Origin of the sequence: Paraburkholderia sp. RL17-380-BIE-A, from assembly GCF_046028085.1 — a bacterium.
In the GTDB taxonomy this organism is placed as follows: Bacteria; Pseudomonadota; Gammaproteobacteria; order Burkholderiales; family Burkholderiaceae; genus Paraburkholderia.
Window position 1 is genome coordinate 35,871 of sequence record NZ_JARESQ010000014.1, and the last position, 18,310, is coordinate 54,180.

At 64.4% G+C, this 18,310-nt stretch carries 17 protein-coding genes and 2 tRNA genes; 6 read left to right on the forward strand and 13 right to left on the reverse strand.

What is annotated here, in order from left to right; translation table 11 throughout:
• The first annotated feature begins 213 nt into the window (after positions 1–213).
• On the forward strand, positions 214–2,340 hold the full coding sequence (locus P0D68_RS23275; RefSeq protein WP_408300257.1) for an ATP-dependent helicase: 2,127 nt from the start codon (positions 214–216) through the stop codon (positions 2,338–2,340).
• A gap of 254 nt (positions 2,341–2,594) precedes the next feature.
• Here P0D68_RS23275 and P0D68_RS23280 read toward each other — a convergent pair whose 3' ends face one another.
• The 8 genes from P0D68_RS23280 to fdxA all read right to left on the reverse strand — a co-directional run bounded on the left by P0D68_RS23280 (position 2,595) and on the right by fdxA (position 7,745).
• Positions 2,595–3,362, reverse strand: a complete 768-nt coding sequence (locus P0D68_RS23280) for a DUF4088 family protein (RefSeq protein ID WP_091792534.1) — start codon at positions 3,360–3,362, stop codon at positions 2,595–2,597.
• Positions 3,363–3,646: 284 nt separating this feature from the next.
• Positions 3,647–3,970, reverse strand: coding sequence for an AzlD domain-containing protein (locus P0D68_RS23285; RefSeq protein WP_091792535.1), 324 nt, complete (start codon positions 3,968–3,970; stop codon positions 3,647–3,649).
• Positions 3,967–4,728, reverse strand: a complete 762-nt coding sequence (locus tag P0D68_RS23290; RefSeq protein WP_408300259.1) for an AzlC family ABC transporter permease — start codon at positions 4,726–4,728, stop codon at positions 3,967–3,969. The genes P0D68_RS23285 and P0D68_RS23290 overlap by 4 nt, the downstream gene beginning before the upstream one ends.
• Before the next feature lie 460 nt (positions 4,729–5,188).
• Positions 5,189–6,019: an AraC family transcriptional regulator gene (locus P0D68_RS23295; protein ID WP_408300261.1), complete on the reverse strand. Its 831-nt coding sequence runs from the start codon at positions 6,017–6,019 to the stop codon at positions 5,189–5,191.
• A 372-nt stretch (positions 6,020–6,391) separates the two neighbouring features.
• Entirely contained in the window at positions 6,392–6,868 is a 477-nt protein-coding gene (locus P0D68_RS23300) for a CreA family protein (protein WP_091792538.1), read from the reverse strand.
• 223 nt (positions 6,869–7,091) lie between these two features.
• A tRNA-Asn gene (locus P0D68_RS23305) sits at positions 7,092–7,167 on the reverse strand.
• A gap of 62 nt (positions 7,168–7,229) precedes the next feature.
• A tRNA-Asn gene (locus tag P0D68_RS23310) sits at positions 7,230–7,305 on the reverse strand.
• Between the two features lie 116 nt (positions 7,306–7,421).
• Complete coding sequence (gene fdxA, locus P0D68_RS23315) at positions 7,422–7,745, reverse strand: ferredoxin FdxA (protein ID WP_091792539.1); 324 nt, start codon at positions 7,743–7,745, stop codon at positions 7,422–7,424.
• A gap of 332 nt (positions 7,746–8,077) precedes the next feature.
• On the opposite strand from fdxA, the gene pncB reads away from it, so the two are divergent.
• The 5 genes from pncB to P0D68_RS23340 all read left to right on the forward strand — a co-directional run bounded on the left by pncB (position 8,078) and on the right by P0D68_RS23340 (position 14,070).
• Positions 8,078–9,274, forward strand: a complete 1,197-nt coding sequence (pncB, locus tag P0D68_RS23320) for a nicotinate phosphoribosyltransferase (RefSeq protein WP_408185429.1) — start codon at positions 8,078–8,080, stop codon at positions 9,272–9,274.
• A gap of 150 nt (positions 9,275–9,424) precedes the next feature.
• Positions 9,425–10,087 (forward strand): LutC/YkgG family protein, encoded by a 663-nt coding sequence (locus P0D68_RS23325; protein WP_091792541.1) that lies wholly within the window; start codon positions 9,425–9,427, stop codon positions 10,085–10,087.
• Between the two features lie 75 nt (positions 10,088–10,162).
• Positions 10,163–11,593 carry a sodium:proton antiporter gene (locus tag P0D68_RS23330; protein WP_408300264.1) on the forward strand — a complete coding sequence of 477 codons (1,431 nt, stop codon included), beginning with the start codon at positions 10,163–10,165 and terminating at the stop codon, positions 11,591–11,593.
• 42 nt (positions 11,594–11,635) lie between these two features.
• On the forward strand, positions 11,636–12,625 hold the full coding sequence (locus tag P0D68_RS23335) for a 2-hydroxyacid dehydrogenase (RefSeq protein ID WP_408185426.1): 990 nt from the start codon (positions 11,636–11,638) through the stop codon (positions 12,623–12,625).
• A complete protein-coding gene (locus P0D68_RS23340; protein ID WP_408300266.1) occupies positions 12,622–14,070 on the forward strand; it encodes a DNA recombination protein RmuC in 1,449 nt (482 codons plus the stop codon). The genes P0D68_RS23335 and P0D68_RS23340 overlap by 4 nt, the downstream gene beginning before the upstream one ends.
• A gap of 61 nt (positions 14,071–14,131) precedes the next feature.
• On the opposite strand, the gene P0D68_RS23345 is transcribed toward P0D68_RS23340, so the two are convergent.
• The 5 genes from P0D68_RS23345 to moaA all read right to left on the reverse strand — a co-directional run bounded on the left by P0D68_RS23345 (position 14,132) and on the right by moaA (position 18,110).
• Positions 14,132–14,620: a GNAT family N-acetyltransferase gene (locus P0D68_RS23345; RefSeq protein ID WP_408300268.1), complete on the reverse strand. Its 489-nt coding sequence runs from the start codon at positions 14,618–14,620 to the stop codon at positions 14,132–14,134.
• Positions 14,620–14,895: a hypothetical protein gene (locus tag P0D68_RS23350; protein ID WP_091792546.1), complete on the reverse strand. Its 276-nt coding sequence runs from the start codon at positions 14,893–14,895 to the stop codon at positions 14,620–14,622. The genes P0D68_RS23345 and P0D68_RS23350 overlap by 1 nt, the downstream gene beginning before the upstream one ends.
• 80 nt (positions 14,896–14,975) lie before the next feature.
• The gene (gene moeA, locus P0D68_RS23355) at positions 14,976–16,301 is read right to left on the reverse strand and encodes a molybdopterin molybdotransferase MoeA (protein ID WP_408300270.1); all 1,326 of its coding nucleotides are present in this window, start codon (positions 16,299–16,301) and stop codon (positions 14,976–14,978) included.
• Between the two features lie 74 nt (positions 16,302–16,375).
• The gene (mobA, locus tag P0D68_RS23360) at positions 16,376–16,990 is read right to left on the reverse strand and encodes a molybdenum cofactor guanylyltransferase MobA (protein WP_091792547.1); all 615 of its coding nucleotides are present in this window, start codon (positions 16,988–16,990) and stop codon (positions 16,376–16,378) included.
• A 10-nt stretch (positions 16,991–17,000) separates the two neighbouring features.
• The gene (gene moaA, locus P0D68_RS23365) at positions 17,001–18,110 is read right to left on the reverse strand and encodes a GTP 3',8-cyclase MoaA (RefSeq protein WP_091792548.1); all 1,110 of its coding nucleotides are present in this window, start codon (positions 18,108–18,110) and stop codon (positions 17,001–17,003) included.
• Between the last annotated feature and the right edge of the window lie 200 nt (positions 18,111–18,310).

The following is an 18,310-nucleotide window of genomic DNA, read 5'->3' on the forward strand; positions in this document are numbered from 1 at the left end:
GCGGCGACGTGTGAGCGGCTCCGCGTTGCGTTTTCACAGAAATGGCCCGTGCGCTTCTACGCCACGGGCCATTTTTCATGCGCGCAATTGTCATGCTTCGGGATGCCGGCCGCCGAGGGCGCGCGGCCGAAAAAAGGGTCGCTTGTCGACGAGGGTTGTATGGATATACAGTATGCGTCGCCGTACTGAATCCACCTAACGTCCAAACCGATCGTGCTCTCCGTCGCCGAATCCCCGTCGTTCGATACCGCCGCCTGGCTGGCAAAGCTCAACGACGCGCAGCGCGAAGCCGTCGAGTACGGCGCCGACACGCCTACCGCGCCGCCCGGCGCATTGCTGGTGATCGCGGGCGCCGGCTCTGGCAAGACCAACACTCTCGCGCACCGGGTCGCCAATCTGGTGGTGAACGGCGCCGATCCGCGCCGCATCCTGCTGCTAACGTTTTCCCGTCGCGCCGCGCTCGAAATGACCCGGCGCGTCACGCGCATCGCCGGCGCGGCGCTCGGCACGCGAGCCGCGCTCGCGCAAGGGCTGACATGGTCGGGCACGTTCCATAGCGTGGGCGCGCGGCTGTTGCGCGAGTACGCAGACCTGATCGGCCTCGCGCCGGCCTTTACGATCAACGACCGCGAAGATTCCGCCGACCTGATGAATCTGGTGCGCCACGAGCTCGGTTTGTCGGCGAAAGAGCGGCGTTTCCCGGCCAAGGGCACGTGCTTTGCCATCTACTCGCGCGTTGTGAACACCGGCGCGTCGCTCGGCCAGGTGCTCGACAGTGCGTTCCCCTGGTGCCGTGAATGGGAAGCCGATCTGCGCAGGCTGTTCGCGGCTTATGTCGAGGCCAAACAGAAGCAGAGCGTGCTCGACTACGACGACCTGCTGCTTTACTGGTCGCACATGGCGGCCGAGCCGGTCATCGCCGCCGACCTGTCGGCGCGCTTCGATCACGTGCTGGTGGACGAATATCAGGACACCAACCGTCTGCAGGCGTCCATCCTGCTCGCATTGAAGCCGGACGGCCGCGGCCTGACCGTGGTCGGCGATGACGCCCAGTCCATCTATTCGTTTCGCGGCGCGACCGTGCGCAACATTCTCGATTTCCCCGCGCATTTCGACCCGCCGGCCAAACAGGTCACGCTCGAGCGCAATTACCGGTCGACCGCGCCGATTCTGGCGGCGTCGAACGCGGTGATCGAACTGGCCAGCGAGCGCTACACGAAGAATCTCTGGACCGACAAGGCGTCGGCGCAGCGCCCGCGCCTCGTGAGCGTCGCCGACGAGGCCGATCAGGCGCGCTACATCGTCGAACAGGTGCTCGAGGCGCGCGAGCAGGGCATGAAGCTCAAATCACAGGCGGTGCTGTTTCGCGCAGCGCATCACAGCGCCGCGCTGGAGATCGAACTGACCCGGCGCAACATTCCATTCGTGAAATTCGGAGGCTTGAAGTTTCTCGATTCGGTGCACGTGAAAGACGTGCTCGCCGTGCTGCGCTGGGCGGAAAATCCGCGCGACCGCGTAGCCGGCTTTCGCGTCGTGCAGCTGCTGCCGGGCGTGGGGCCGGCCACGGCTGCCAAGGTGCTCGACGAGATCGTCGCGCGCGCGGGCAGCGGCAATCCGGCCGACACCGCCGGTGGCGCATTGGCGGCCTTCGCCGCGCCGGCTCGCGCGCAGGAAGACTGGCATCCGTTCGTCAAGCTGATGTCGAGCGTGTACGGCCGCCAGACGCCGTGGCCCGCCGAGTTCGAGATGGTGCGCCGGTGGTACGAGCCGCATCTCGAGCGCAACCACGAGGACGCCGCGATCCGTCATGCGGACGTGTTGCAGATGGAGAGCATAGCGGGCACGTATGCGTCGCGTGAACGCTTTCTGACCGAGCTGACGCTCGATCCGCCCGATGCCACCAGCGACGAATCCGGCGTGCCGTTGCTCGACGAAGACTACCTGATCCTCTCCACGATTCATTCCGCGAAGGGGCAGGAGTGGCGCAACGTGTTCGTGCTGAACGGTGTGGACGGCTGCATTCCCTCCGACCTCGGCACTGGCAGCGAAGAGGAAATCGACGAGGAGCGCCGCCTGCTCTACGTGGCGATGACGCGCGCGAAAGAGGATCTGCATATCGTCGTGCCGCAGCGCTTTTACGTGCACAACCAGACGCATATGGGTGATCGTCACGTGTGGGCGTCGCGTACGCGCTTTATTCCCGCGCATCTCATGCCGCTGTTCGACGCCTACGCGTGGCCGCGGATGCCGGTTCCGAGCGCGCCCACGGCGGCCGGGCTGGCCGCCGCCGCGCAGGCGAAGATCGAGATCGCGGCGAAACTCAGGAAGATGTGGGATTGAGAGTGCGGTGGGTGCCGCCGTTACGGGCGCGGCGCCTGCCGTGACACGATTGACGCCGCTTGACGCCGGGCGCCCGCGCGAGAAAAAAGACCGTTGGCGAGGCGCGCTATTGGAGATGACGTTTTTTCAGCGGCTGCGGGTCGCGGCCCGCAGCCGGGGCACGCGCGCCGGAGTCATTCTGCAAGACACGCGGCGCTTCGACCAGATAGGTTGGCTGCCAGTGAGTCGGCGCTCGTTTCTGAAGGCTTCGAGCTTCAGCGCGACTGCCGTTGTTGTTGCTGCGGGGCCGGACGCGGCGGCACGAAGAAGTTGCGCAGCCAGGCCGCCATGCGCGAGAACACGTCGTACGGCTCTTCGACGAAAATCTCCGGCTTGAGCAAACGCAGGAATTCCATGATCTGCTGCGCTTCCTGTTTCTGGAACGAGCCGTGCGAGATGCCCAGCCGCAGAAGCCCGCGCAGTTCGCCGAGCTTCTCGCGCGCGGTGCTCCCCACGCTCGTTTCGCACGCCACCTTGGCCTCGTAGACGCGCTGGCGCAGCGACTCCACCAGCCGCCAGGCCGGTGTCTGCATGACTTCCTCGAGCGCCTGAATGTCCTGCGCCGCGCTCTTGATCTGCGCCGCGAGCGGGTCGACCAGCGTGGCGTCGCCTTCCGCTTCCTTGACGATCGCCGCCGCCCAGTCGCGGCATTGCTTGGCGAGTTCTTCCGGCGTCCATTCCGAGCGGGCCGCGAAACCGAAGCCGAATTCGCCCGCCTGCCGCATCAGGATTGCGACGACGTCCGGAAACTCCTTGTCGAGCGTTCGTTTGGCCCAAGCGTACTGGCCGCCCTGCAACATCCGCTGAACCGCGTGTTCGGTCAGGGGCACCATATTGTCGAGCAGCTTGGCGCGCAAAAAATCCTCAAACGACGGCGTCGCGAACTGCGGATCGAGCTTCAGCGATACCCGCAGAAAAGCGTCGAAATCCTTGCGCAGTGTCGCAATGGTCTCGTCTTTGAGCGTGAGGGTGATTTGACCCATGAGTTATCCCGTTTGGTCCTGCCGCGCGGCTTCGCCGCGCCACCCGGCCGCGCGGGCCTTGGGAGACGCGACGTTCGATGCCGGCGCGCTTGATTCCTGCCTGTTGCCGCGTAACCAGCGGGACGTATCCCGACGAGCGGACCTCGACTGCATAACGGCGGATCGGGGGGAAACTTAAGGGCGTGCGGGACGGGTGCGCCCGCTTTAGAGGGAAGCGTCGCCCGGCATGCGCTTGCGTGTCGCAAGCCGGACGACCTGGATGCTGCCATGAAGGCGGCGTGCACCTATTTCAGCACGATACATTGCCAGACAAAAAACACCGCCAGGCCGACCGCAATGGTCAGAAGCGGCCGACGTGTGACTGCGCTGACGAGCACCGCGGCCAGCGCACCGACGAGTTGCGGATTGCGCCAGGTCAGTTCGGCATTGCTGCCGTGCGGCGAAACCGCCATCGGCACGATGATCGCGGTCAGCACGGTGACCGGCACGAAGCCGAGGGCGGTGCGCACAAGCGGCGGAAACACGAGCCGGTCGCCGAGCACGAAGACCGCGGCGCGGATCACCCACGTGATGGCCGCCATGCCGAGAATCAGAACGACGTAGTTCATCGGGACGCCTCCGCGGTTTTGCCCGTGCCGCGCAGGTTGGGGCGCGAGGTCGACAGCAGGACGCCGATCGCCACGCCCGCGAATACCGCGCCGAGCAACCCGAGCTTGTACGGCCACGCCTGCCAGAAGAAGGCCAGCGTGCCCGCGGTCACTGCGGCCGCGATATAGCGCAGCGCCACGAGTTGCGGCACGACGATCGCGATAAAGGTGGCGACCATCGCGAAATCGAGGCCGAGCGATTGCAATCCCGGAAACGCCGCCCCGAACAACAGGCCGACGACGGTCCAGATCTGCCAGTTCAGGTACATGGCGAGACCCGCGCCGAAGAAGTAGTGCGGGCCGACCGTGCCGGGCTCCCGGTGCCGGTAATGCTCCCACGCGACGGCGAAGACTTCGTCCGTGAGCAGCGCGCCGAGCGCCCAGCGCCAGCGCGCCGACAGATGCGCGACGTGCGGTGCGAGCGTGGCGCTGTACAGCACGTGACGCAAATTGACCACCAGCGTAGTCGCCCAGATCACGGCGAAACTCGCGTGACCTGCGATGAGGCCGAGTGCGATGAACTGCGCGGAGCCCGCGAACACGACGAGCGACATCAACTGCCCGTGCCAGAGGTGCAGCGGACCGGATGCGACGAGCGTGCCGAAAATGACGCCGAAAGGCGCCGCGCCGACCATCATCGGAATGATGTCGCGCGCGCCGGCGGTGAACTCTTTTAGATGGCCATGGCTTGTGGGCTGGCCTGCGGTGGAATGGGTCAATCTTGCCTCCTTGAATCGGGAAGCTTAGCGGGGGCGGCCCAGCGGGGCTTGTACGTTCTTGCGGCTGGGCGTGTCTCGATGCGCTGACGCGTGGCGATGTCGTTGGTTGGTGGCTTGCGCGCCGGGGCGTGTCGTGCGGCCGGAATGAGCGACGCGGCGGCGCGCGCAAAGGTTGGCAGCAAATTTCGTGCTGGGATGACGCCGGCGGCCGGGGCGTCCCAGGCAGCGGGCGTGCACAGGTCGCTAGCAACGTTCGCGCTAGCGTTGTCTCTGGCGGTTAGAGCGCCCGGAACAGCGGTAAAGGTCGCCGGCAACGTTCGCGCTAAGGCTGTCTTTAGCGGCTGGACTCTTTGAGGCCGCCGGACGCGCTGCTCGCCTCCAACGCCAGTGTCCCGCCAACACCCACGCCAACACCCACGCCAACACCCACGCCAACACCCACGCCAACACCCACGCCCTGTCAGACACCTTGCCAGCGTCCGGGCGGCACGCCGAACATCCGCCGGAAATGCCGCGTGAAATGGCTCTGGTCGGTGAAGCCGCTGGCGGCGGCGACATCCGTGACCGATACGCCGGCGCGCAATGGCGCGAGCGCGCGCTGCAAGCGCACCTGATTGCGCCATGCATGCGGCGGCAAGCCGGTCGTTTGAGTGAAAAGACGTGCCGCGTGGAACGGCGAAAGCCCGACCGCCTGAGCGACTTCGGCGAGTGTGACGGGTTCGGCGAGATCGCCCGTCAGGCACTCCTGCATGAGCGCCACGCGTGTGTCGTCGGTGGCGAGGCGGGCGCGCGCCGGGCGCGTTTGCGAATAGCGCACCAGCAGCGTGGACAACGCGTCGAGCATGGCGGCCTCGGCGGCAAGCGCGTCGGCGCCGGCCTCCAGCAGGCGATGCGCGTGCGCGAGCCGCTTAGCCAGATCAGGATCGCGGATCACGCCGGGCGCAAACCACGGCAACGCCTGCGGTTTGCCACTGACTTCATTGGCGAGCGAATGGATGAAATCCACCGGCGCATACATCACGCGATACCGCCAGCCTGCCTCGACCGCCTTCGAGCCGGTGTGCAACTCGCCGGGATTGATGATCGGCACGCTGCCGGCTTCGGCCACGTAGTCGGAACCGAGGTACCGATAACCCTCGGCGCCCGCGACGATCACCGGAATCGTGTACGCGTCGTGCCAATGCGGCGTGAACTCGTGATCGTGATATTCGGCCGTGAGCAGGTCCGCACCGGGCAGAAGCGGCGTGCGCCAGTAGCGGGCGGAATCCTGGAAACGATGGGCGGTGGTCATGATGAGGGTCCGGCAGGACCGGTCAGTGTAGCGCGTCGTGACTGGCGGCGCTTCATCGGCCGGGGGCTCGTGCCGGTGCTTCCGGGCGGCGGGATGCCCGGTTCGTGCGGTAGCTTTCCGCCGGTGCTGGATGTCGCACGTTTCGTGCTGCCGCCTCTCGCCGCCGCGGGAGGCGGCTAGTTTCCTCCGGTATCTTTTAGCCGCAGACGCCTGCCGTCGCTTTGTGCTCAAGCTTCTCGTCGCTGCCGGAAGCCGCAGCTTTTGGCCACTGACTGACGCCGGCGCGTCGTGCCACAGTTTCCTGCCACCGCCTGATGCCACCGATTCACGCCATCGCATCGGCCGGCTGCGTTTTTCCGTAGGGCGGGGCGCTTACTTGAGCGGGATCGTCGTGCCGGCCGGCATCGGCACGGCACTTACGCTGTTCTTCGCGCTACCGCTCACGACCCGGTCGCTGTAGGTGAGATACACCAGCGAGTTGCGTTTCGCGTCGACGACGCGCACCACATGCAGCGACTTGAAGATGAGCGACATGCTCACCGAAAACACGTCGGCCTGTTTCTTCACAGGACCCGTGAAGTGAATTTCGCCGACCTGACGGCAAGCGATCGACGCCTCCGTGGGATCTTCCGCGATGCCGAGCGTCCCCTTGACACCACCCGTACGCGCCCGCGATACGTAGCAGGTCACGCCCTGAACCACGGGATCGTCATAGGCTTCTACGACCACACGGTCGGAACCCGTGACGTGGAAGTTGGTATTGACGCTGCCGACTTCTTCGCTGTGTGCCGAAGGCAGCAGCAGCGCGGCGGTCGCCGCGAGCGCGATGCGCAACAAAGTGGGTTTCATGGGATCGCCAGAAATTGAGCGCCTGGGCAGGCGCGGGATGCATGCCGCAAATCGCCATCGTATAACGGCGAGCCGATCATCGGGCTTTTGCAGGCGAGTGCGGACAGCGTCCGCCATGTTCGGGATTGCGGCGAGAGTATCGACCCGGGGCTGTGATCGGGCGTGCAGAAATGTGACGCGGAAAAAGAAAAGGCCCGCACGAATGCGGGCCTTTCAAAATTTTTGGCTCCTCGACCTGGGCTCGAACCAGGGACCTACGGATTAACAGTCCGGCGCTCTACCGACTGAGCTATCGAGGAACAACAGTACAGCTTGATCTACATAAAAAAGCCCGTCTTGGTTAACGGGCTTTTGCAATTCTTGGCTCCTCGACCTGGGCTCGAACCAGGGACCTACGGATTAACAGTCCGGCGCTCTACCGACTGAGCTATCGAGGAACAGAACAACAACAGCAGAGAAACGAAATTGTAGGAGGAGCTTAAGCGGCTGTCAATACCCTGCGTTCATCTCGATTTCATTCGAAGTCCGCTGCGTATGTGACGTGCCGCGAGACTCAACGTACGAGCAGCTCGAGCTTTTCCTTTACGTCCTTGAACTCGTCGGCTTCGGGCAGCGGTGCTTTGGTCTTGGTGATGCTCGGCCAGCTTTTCGCGAGATCGGCATTCAGCTCGATGAAATTCTGCTGGTCGCCCGGCACGTCTTCTTCGGCATAGATGGCGTTCACCGGGCATTCGGCTACGCACACAGCGCAGTCGATGCATTCATCGGGGTCGATCGCGAGGAAGTTGGGACCTTCGCGAAAGCAGTCCACCGGGCACACATCGACACAGTCGGTATAGCGGCACTTGATGCAGCTTTCGGTCACAACGTGAGTCATTCAGGCAGCTCCTGCATGCGGTATCTGGGGAGGCGCAAACGCCAAAAGCGCTATTGTATCGTAACGTCAAGAGGCGCATGCAGCATCGCACCATGCCTTTTATACGTTTTCGTGATTAGTTTATGGCGCGCTAAAGGCCACCTGCTTCGCGGCGCTCACCGTGAAGACCTTGTTCGGGCGTGCGGTGCGAGCGCCCGGCGGCGCGCGGAATCCGGCGGCATTCGGGTAACATGCGTCAGGTCGGTGCGCACGGGGCGTGCCGTATGCGCATGGTTGAGTCGGGCCTTTCGTGTCGGGCCTTCCGTTTTTCCTGCAGTCCAGTTCGCACCATCATGATTATTACTTCGCTGCTCGACACCGATCTGTACAAGTTCACGATGATGCAAGTGGTGTTGCATCACTTTCCCGCGGCGAACGTGGAATATCGCTTCCGTTGCCGTACGCCTAATGTCGATCTCGTTCCGTATATCGGCGAGATTCGCGAGGAAGTGCGCAAGCTCTGCCAGCTTCGCTTTACCGACGACGAACTCGACTACCTGCGCCGCATGCGCTTCATCAAGGGCGACTTCATCGAGTTTCTCGCGCTGTTCCATCTGAACGAAAAATACATTTCGATCGAACCTTCGCCGAAGGGCAATGGCGAAATCGACATCGAGATCAAGGGACCGTGGCTGCATACGATCCTGTTCGAGATTCCGATGCTCGCGATCGTCAACGAGGTCTACTTCCGCAATACGCAGCAAAAGCCGGACTACAGCGAAGGGCGCGGCCGCCTCGTCGACAAGATCCAATTGCTCGGCGCGCGTCCGGAATTCGCCGACTGCAAGATCGCCGACTACGGCACGCGCCGCCGCTTCTCGAAGCAATGGCACGAGGAAGTGATCCTCAAGCTCAAAGAGGGCCTCGGCGAGCAGTTCGCCGGCACCAGCAACGTCTTCTACGCAATGAAGCACGGTCTCACGCCGCTCGGCACGATGGCGCATGAATATCTGCAGGCGTGCCAGGCGCTCGGCCCGCGGCTGCGCGACTCGCAGATCTTCGGCTTCGAAATGTGGGCCAAGGAATACCGCGGCGACCTGGGTATCGCGCTCTCCGACGTGTACGGCATGGAGGCGTTCCTGCGCGACTTCGACATGTATTTCTGCAAGCTGTTCGACGGCGCGCGCCATGATTCGGGCGATCCGTTCGAGTGGGGCGAACGTCTGCTCAAGCACTACGAAGCGAATCGCTGCGATCCGCGCACCAAGATCCTCGTATTTTCCGACGCCCTCGACATTCCTAAAGTGCTGCAGCTCTATGAGCGCTTCCGCGGCCGCTGCAAGCTGGCGTTCGGCGTGGGCACGAATCTGACCAACGACCTCGGCTATAACCCGCTGCAGATCGTCATCAAAATGGTTCGCTGCAACGGCCAGCCGGTGGCGAAACTGTCGGACTCGCCGGGCAAGAACATGTGCGAAGACAAGGCTTACCTCGCTTACCTGCGCCAGGTGTTCGGCATTGCGCAGCCCGAGGAAGAGGCGGCGAAGTAACGCGGCTCGCAGCCGGCTATTGCAGTGGGCTATAGCGTAAGCCGCGTGTGCGATACGCGGCAATATCCCGTTTGGCCAGGGTGGCCGCGCGCGGGGCGGCCGGTATAATTCCCGCCATCCCGAACGGCTGTCGACACGAGGATTTCGCACATGGATACATCGATTGCCCGACGCAACATACTGGCGCGCATCCGCGCGGCGCAAGGGCGCGAGCCGGAGCCGTCCGCTGCCGAGCGCGAGGCAGCGGCGGACTACCTGGCGCGCCATCCTGCCGGGCCGCGTCCGGAGATGCCGGCCGACCTCGTTGCGCGCTTCGTCGAACAGGCCCGGAAGATGGCGACCACCGTCGAATCGGTTCAGGCACTGAGCGACGTGCCGGCCGCGGCGCATCGCTACCTCACACAACATGCGTTGCCGTTGCAGGCTATCGCCTGGCAAACGCTGCAGGATCTGCAGTGGGCCGAAGCCGGCCTCACTGTCGAATTCCGCAAGCCGCAAGACGGCGACGTGGTTGGCCTGACCGGCTGCTTCTGTGCGACCGCCGAGACCGGCACGCTCGTGTTGCTGTCGGGACCGGAAACTTATGCGTCCGCTGGTCTGCTGCCTGAAACGCATATTGCCATCGTGCCGGCTTCACGCATCGTCTCGGGTCATGAAGAGGCGTTCGGTCTGATCCGCAAAGAACGCGGCGAACTTCCACGCGCGGTCAATTTCGTTTCCGGGCCTTCACGCACCGGGGATATCGAGCAGACCATCGTCCTCGGCGCGCATGGGCCATACCGCGTGCATGTGATCGTGGTGCAGGGCGCCTGAACGGCAAGCGCGGCCCGCGCCACGTGGCGCATGTGCCCACGCGCGGCTGCCGGCAATAACAAGGATTTCAACGCTATGAAAGGACGTGCCGTCTGGACGGGCATGGGGTTCGCGGCTGCATTGGCGCTGGCCGGCTGGCCGCAACTGGCGTCTGCCGCTACGCTCGATGGCGCCACTTTGTCGGCGCTGTGGGCGCTGCCATTCGCAGGCGTGCTGCTGTCGATCGCGGTATTTCCGCTGATCGCGCCGGCGTTCTGGCATCACCATTTCGGCAAGATCGCGGCTGCCTGGGCGCTCGCGTTCCTCGTACCGTTTGCGCTCACCTTCGGTACCGGTGTCGCGTTCGGCACGCTCGTGCATGCGTTGCTCGAAGAATACATTCCGTTCATTGTGCTGCTAACGGCGTTGTACACCGTGGCGGGCGGCATCTGCGTGCGCGGCAATCTGCATGGCACGCCGCGTCTGAACACGGGAATTCTCGCGCTCGGCACGCTGCTGGCCAGCATCATGGGCACGACCGGCGCGGCCATGCTGCTGATCCGTCCATTACTGCGCGCCAACGACAATCGCAAGCACGTGGTTCATGTAGTCGTGTTCTTCATCTTCCTCGTGGCGAACGCGGGCGGCTCGCTCTCGCCGCTGGGCGACCCGCCGCTCTTTCTCGGCTTTTTGCAGGGCGTGAGCTTTTTCTGGACCACCACGCATCTGATGCTGCCCATGCTGTTCATTTGCGGCGTGCTGCTGATCGGGTTCTATGCGCTCGACTCGTACTACTTTCATCGGCGTGAGGAAGAGCGCTCGCGCTTTCTCGATCCCACGCCTGACTCGCCGCTGCTCGGCATCGACGGCAAGATCAATTTCGTGCTTCTCGCCGCGGTAGTCGGGCTCGTGCTGATGAGCGGGCTGTGGAAGCCGGGCGTGGAGTTCGACGTGTTCGGCACGCACCTCGCGCTGCAGAATGCCGTGCGCGATGCCGCGCTGCTAGGGGTCACGTTGCTTTCATTGGTGCTCACGCCGCGTACGGCGCGCGCGGGCAACGACTTCAACTGGGCGCCGATCGAAGAGGTGGCCAAGCTGTTCGCCGGCATCTTCGTGACGATCGCGCCGGTCATCACGATCCTGCGTGCCGGCGAGGCGGGCGCCTTTGCCGGCATCGTCCATCTGGTCAACGACGCATCGGGCCAGCCGCACGATTTGATGTACTTCTGGATGACCGGGCTGCTGTCTTCGTTTCTCGACAATGCGCCGACCTACCTCGTGTTCTTCAACCTGGCCGGCGGCAACGCGCAGACGCTCATGACCACCGGCGCCACCACGCTCGCGGCGATCTCGGCTGGCGCGGTGTTCATGGGTGCGAACACGTATATCGGCAATGCGCCGAACTTCATGGTGAAGGCAATCGCGGAATCGCGCGGCGTGCGCATGCCGGGTTTTTTCGCGTATCTGGGCTGGTCCGCGGCGGTGTTGCTGCCGTTGTTCCTCGTGACCGGCTGGCTTTTTTTCTGACGCCGAGGCAATCGAACTCGACGCGCTATACGGAGAATTGCAATGCAGAAGATCCTCGTCGCCCGTCCAATCTTTCCTGACGTGATCGAACGGCTCAAACAGTATTTCGACGTCGACTGGAATCAGGGCGACGTATTGTCCGCCGACGAACTGACGCGTCGTCTCGCGGACAAGGACGGCGCGCTCACCGCGGGCGATCCGGTCGGCGCGGGCGTACTCGCGGCGGCGCCGCGTCTGCGCGTGGTGTCGAACATGGCGGTGGGCTACAACAATTTCGACATGGCCGCCTTCACCGCGGCCAATGTGCTCGGCACCAATACGCCGGACGTGTTGAACGAGTCGACGGCGGACTTCGGCTGGGCCCTGATGATGGCGGCGGCGCGCCGTATCGCCGAATCGGAGCACTGGCTGCGCGCGGGCAAATGGCAGAAGTGGGCGTATGACGGTTTTCTCGGCAGCGACCTGTACGGCTCGACGCTCGGCGTGATCGGCATGGGCCGCATCGGCCAGGCGTTGGCGCGTCGTGCAAAGGGCTTCAACATGCAGGTGATCTATCACAATCGTTCGCGCGTCGCGCCGGAGATAGAAGCCGAGCTGAACGCGGAATACGCGTCGAAAGAGGACCTGTTGCGGCGTGCCGATCACGTCGTGCTCGTCCTTCCGTACACGAAGGATAACCATCACACGATCGGCGCCGCCGAACTCGCGCTGATGAAGCCGACCGCGACGCTCACCAACATCGCGCGCGGCGGCATTGTCGACGACGCGGCGCTCGTCGAGGCCTTGCGCTCGAAGCAGATCGCCGCCGCCGGTCTCGACGTGTTCGAAGGCGAGCCGAATCTGAACCAGGACTTGCTGAGCGTGCCGAATGTCGTGCTGACGCCGCACATTGCCAGCGCGACCGAAGCCACGCGCCGCGCCATGGCGAATCTCGCCGCGGACAATCTGATCGCGGGCCTGGGCGCAGGCCCGCGCGCGGGCCGGCCGCCGAATCCGATCAATCCCGAAGTCATCGGCAAGGCGCGTTCATGACAATGATTCTGGTGGCGGCCGTCGCAGTGCTGGCGGTCGCATTGGTCATTGCGCTGGCCTTGCTGATGCGCGGCCACAGCCGCGCGCAAGAGAGCGAGCAGTTCGAACTGCTCAACGAGCGGCTGGACGCCTCGACCGACGCGCAAGCACACGCCTACGAACGTCTCGAACGGCAACTGCGCAATGACATCACCGAGACCGCGCGGGTGTCGCGTACTGAACAGAGCAGCGGCTTCGCGCACTTTCAGCAGACGCTGGCGGCGCAGTTCAGCAGTATGACGACGGTGCAGGCTGGCAAGATCGACGGGTTCGCCCAGCAGCTCGACGCCGTGCGTCACAGTCTGCAGGCGCAGGCCCAGCAGGCGCGCGACGAGCAGGGCCGCTCGCTCAAGCAGTTCGGCGACACGCTGAGCCTGCAACTGGGGCAACTCACGGAGGCGAACGATCGCCGTTTCGCCGAGGTGCGCGCAACCATCGAACAGCGGCTGAAGGATATCGAGGCGAACAACTCGGTCAAGCTCGAGGAAATGCGCCGCACCGTCGACGAAAAACTGCACGCCACGCTCGAACAGCGTCTGGGTGAATCGTTCAAGCTGGTGTCCGACCGGCTCGAGCAGGTGCACCGCGGGCTGGGCGAGATGCAGACGCTGGCGGCCGGTGTCGGCGACCTGAAGAAAGTGCTCACCAATGTGAAGACACGCGGCACGTGGGGCGAAGTGCAGCTGGAAGCGTTACTGGAGCAACTGCTCACCGCCGACCAGTACGCGAAGAACATTGCGACCGTGCCGAGAAGCACGGAGCGCGTCGAGTTTGCGATCAAGTTGCCCGGGCGCGCGGAGCAGGGCGGCGTGGCCACGCCGGTTTGGCTGCCCATCGACGCCAAGTTTCCGCGTGAAGACTACGAGCGTCTGATCGAAGCGCAGGAGCGCGCCGATCCTGTCGCGGTGGAAGAAGCCTCCCGCGCGCTCGAAGCGCGGATTCGCGCCGAGGCCCGCACGATTGCGGAGAAATACGTGTCGCCGCCACACACCACGGATTTCGCGCTGCTGTTCCTGCCGACCGAAGGCCTGTACGCGGAGGTGTTGCGCCGGCCGGGCCTGACGGACCTGCTGCAACGCGACTATCGCGTGACGATCGCCGGTCCGACTACGCTGACCGCATTGCTCAACAGTCTGCAGATGGGTTTTCGCACGCTCGCTATCGAAAAGCGGTCGAGCGAGGTGTGGCAGGTGCTCGGCGCGGTGAAAACGGAGTTCGGCAAATTCGGTGACGTGCTGGCGAAGACAAAGGCGCAACTGGAAACCGTCACGCGTTCTATCGAAGCGGCGGAAACGCGCACGCGTGTCATGAGCCGCAGACTGCGCGATGTCGAGGCATTACCGGGCGAGGAGGCGAGCGGGTTGCTCGGCGATGCGCTCTCGGGTGTGGATCCCGAAGAGCAATGAGGGTACGGGGCTAACGGTTAGGTGTGGCGGAACCCGGCGTGCAGCTCCGCTCGCCAATCACTCAGGCACGCGCGCCCGCTGCCAGCTGTTCAAGCGCGTCACCTGTCAGGCGCACCACGCGCCAGTCGGGCATGACGGTCGCGCCCATCTTTTCATAGAAGTTGATGGCCTGCCGGTTCCAGTCGAGCACGGTCCATTCGAAGCGCGCGCATTGCCGTTCCACCGCAAGGGCGGCGAGGCGTTGAATCAACGCGGTGCCCAGACCGCTGCCGCGTTGCGAGGGTTGTACGTAGACGTCTTCGAGATATAGCCCGCGCTTGCCGACGAAACTCGAGTAATTGTGGAAGAACAGCGCATAGCCGACGATGCGTCCTTCGCTCTCCGCTACCAGCGCTTCAATAGAAGGCCGCGCGCCGAACAGCGCGTCGCGCAAGCCCTCTTCGGTTGCGACGAAGACGTGCGTGAGGCTTTCGAATTCCGCGAGCTCGTACGTCAGCGCGAAGATCGCGCTGGTGTCGGCAGGCGTGGCGGCGCGGATCATCGCGGGCATTACGCTTCTTCCGGGGCGTCGGTCAGTTGGATTTCAATTCCGCCGAAGCGCGACGCAACCCAGTTGTACGCATGGCAGGCGATCCATAGCAGGACGAAGCCGAGAATCGCATTCAGCAGCAGCGCGCTGAACACCGTGCTCAGTTCCACCGAACCATAGCGCACGAACGCCACCAGTACGCCCAGCAGCACGATCGGTACCGAAAACGTCAGGTACACGAGGATCAGTGCTTTGGCTGTCTGTCCTGGTGCAATGAACGAAATCTGTTTTTTCATGTAAGTCAAACCCGTGTGTCGTAGTGGTAATGGGTAAAGCTATGAATGGCCGCTGGCGAGAGCGAGGCGTGAGCCGGGCGTCAGATGAGGCCGTCGAACAGCATGATCGCGACGCGCTCCCCTTGCGCAATCTCGCCCTCATCGTGCCCGAGCACGATGAAGCAATTGGCTTCGCTCATCGAACTCAGCACGCCGGAACTTTGTGAGCCGGTTGGCGTGACATGCCATTGTCCGTGCGCGTCCTGTTCGGCTACGCCGCGCTGGAACTCGGTGCGCCCGGCGCGCTTGCGGATGGCTTTGCGGCTCAGGGCGTGTATGAACGGCAACGGTTGCGGTGTTGCGCCCGACATCAGCAGCAGCGCCTCGCGCACGATCTGATAGAAGGTCACCATCACGGCGACCGGATTGCCCGGCAAACCGAAGAATAACGCGGGAAGCCCGAGCCCGGGTCGCTCGCCGGACCAGACGCGGCCGAAGGCGAGCGGCCGGCCCGGCCGCATGGCGAGACTCCAGAAGGCGACGTCGCCGAAAGTTTGCAGCAGTTGTTTGGTGAAATCGGCCTCGCCGACCGAGACGCCGCCCGAGGTGAGCACCACGTCGGCGCTCGCCGCCGCGCTGCGCAAGGCGGCTTCCATCGCGGCGGGCTCGTCGCGCACCACGCCGAGATCGAGCGTGTCGATGTTCAGGCGCCGCAGCATGGCGAACAGCGTGTAGCGATTGCTGTCGTACACGCAGCCCGCGTCGAGCGGCTCGCCGAGCGAGCGCAATTCGTCGCCGGTGGAGAAGAAGGCCACGCGCAAGCGCCGCTTGACATTGATTTCGCCGATGCCGAGCGAGGCCAGCAAACCAAGGTCCGACGCGCGCATGATACGGCCCGAGCGCAGTGCGGCGTGGCCTCGCGCGAGATCTTCGCCGGCGAGACGCCGGTTCGCGCCGGCTGCCACGGCGTTGGCGGCGAAGCGGATCGAACCCGAGTCGGCGTCGCGCTCGACCACCTCCTGCGGCACGACCGTGTCGCAGTCGGCCGGCATGCAGGCGCCGGTCATGATGCGCACGCATTGTGTGGTTTCGACGCGGCCCGTGAACGGATGCCCGGCGAGCGCTTTGCCGGCCACCGTCAACTCGACGGTGGTGCCGCCGGTGGCGCTGCCGGTGGCGCTGCCGGTGGTGAGTACCGCGCTCTTGAACGCGTAGCCATCCATGGCGGAGTTGTCGTGCGAAGGCACGTCGATTGGCGACACGATATCCGCCGCGAGCACGCGGTCGAGCGCATCGCGCAGGGGCACGCGTTCAGTAGCCGTGACCGGTGCGGCCCACTGGCGAACAATCGCCTGAGCGGCTGACACGGGTAGCGCGTGAGGATCGTACTGCGCGACGCAGCGGGAGAATTCGTTAGGCGTGGTCATGAAGAGCGGGACGTCGCGACCGGAGGCGGCAGCGGCAGTTGCCGTGCGGCCGGAGCGGGATTTCAACCGGGGCCTCAATCACGTTCGAGGTCGGCGAGTTCTTGTAGCGAATTGATATTGTAAAACGCGCGCTCGTCGGTAAAGACGACTTCCTCCGTCTTGTGGCGCGCGTACCACGCGCGGACTTTGCGCTCGCCAGCTTCCAGAAAGGCCGCCAGATCGTCCGCGAGGCCCGTGCGCAACAGTGCGAAAACGGGGTGCAGGGACAACTGACCGTGCGCGTCGGAGGTGGCGACCGTGGCGATATCGGCGCCGTTCGAGTCGAGCGCGCGCGCAAGACGCTCGGCGAGGTCGGCGGGCAGCCACGGCGAGTCGCAGGGTGCGCTGAGCACATAGCCGGTTCCGGCTGCGCGCAAGCCGGCGAGCAGGCCTGCCAGCGGGCCCGGAAATCCGGCCAGCGTATCGGCCACGACCGTGGCGCCGTACGGCGCACCGAGTGCGGCGTAAGCTTCGGCATGCCGATTGGCGCTGATGAGCAACGCGCCGGTTTGCGGTGCGAGGCGCTTGAGCACATGGCCGGCGAGCGGCTCGCCGTGCAGCGTTTGCAGCCCCTTGTCGGCGCCGCCCATGCGTGTGGCGCGTCCGCCCGCGAGCAACAGGCCGGTGATGTGTTCGCGCGTCGGTCTCATGCGCCGCCGCTCAGCCGCCGATGTACGACATTTCGACCCGACGGCCGTCGCGCGCGCCTGAATCGGCCGGGTTGCTGCCGCGCAGCTGCGAATACCGGTCGCCGCGGCCTTGCCAGATTTCGGCGATGGCGGTGGCGATACCGGCGTCGCTCGCGCCGTTGCGCACCAGCGCGCGCAGGTCGTGCCCCGACGACGCGAACAGGCACAGATAGAGCTTGCCTTCTGTGGACAGACGCGCTCGCGTGCAACTGCCGCAAAACGCCCGGGTCACGCTCGAAATCACGCCGATTTCGCCGCTGCCGTCCGCATAACCCCAGCGCTGCGCGGTCTCGGCGGCGCTGTGCGCTTCGAGCGGCGCGAGCGGGAAGTGCTCGGCGATGCGGGTGACCACGTCGGCGGACGGCAGCACTTCGGTCATGTTCCAACCGTTCGACGTGCCGACGTCCATGTATTCGATAAAGCGCAGCACTGCGCCCGAGCCTTTGAAATGACGCGCCATCGGCACGATTTCACTATCGTTCGTGCCACGTTTGACGACCATGTTCACCTTGACCGGCGCGAGCCCCACCGCATGCGCGGCGGCAATGCCGTCCAGCACGTCCGCGACGGCGAAGTCGGCGTCGTTCATGCGGCGAAACAGCGTGTCGTCGAGCGCGTCCAGGCTCACCGTGACGCGGGTCAAACCGGCGTCTTTCAGGCTGCGCGCCTTGCGCGCCAGCAGCGAACCGTTGGTGGTCAGCGTCAGATCGAGCGGACGGCCCGCCGGCGTGGTAAGTTGCGCGAGCCGGTCGATCAGGAATTCGAGATTCTTGCGCAACAACGGTTCGCCGCCCGTCAGACGGATTTTTTCGACGCCGTGCGCGACGAAGATCCGCGCCACCCGTTCGATTTCCTCGAAGCTCAGCAGGTCGCTGTGCGGCAAAAAGGTGTAGTCCTTGTCGAACACCTCGCGCGGCATGCAGTAGACGCACCGAAAATTGCAGCGATCCGTGACCGAAATGCGCAGGTCGCGCAGCGGCCGCGCGAGCTTGTCGTGCAGCGCGCCGCTAGGCGTCTGCACGGGGCCGCTGATAACCGGCACAGCGCTGAAATCGGCAACAGGGATGATGCGTCGGGACATGGTTGCTTCGCTTAATTGCTTCGCGTGTTTGCTTTGCTCAGTGCTTGAACTTAGTGCTTGAACTTAGTGCTTGAAATCAAAGCTAGATATTCATTCTATCGGAAATGCCTCAAAAGGCAGTGGGACCCCCCGGCGGTGTCGGGTATACGGGGAGGTGCCTGCCACCGGCGCGCCCGCGCTGCGCATAAAAAAAGCCCGCC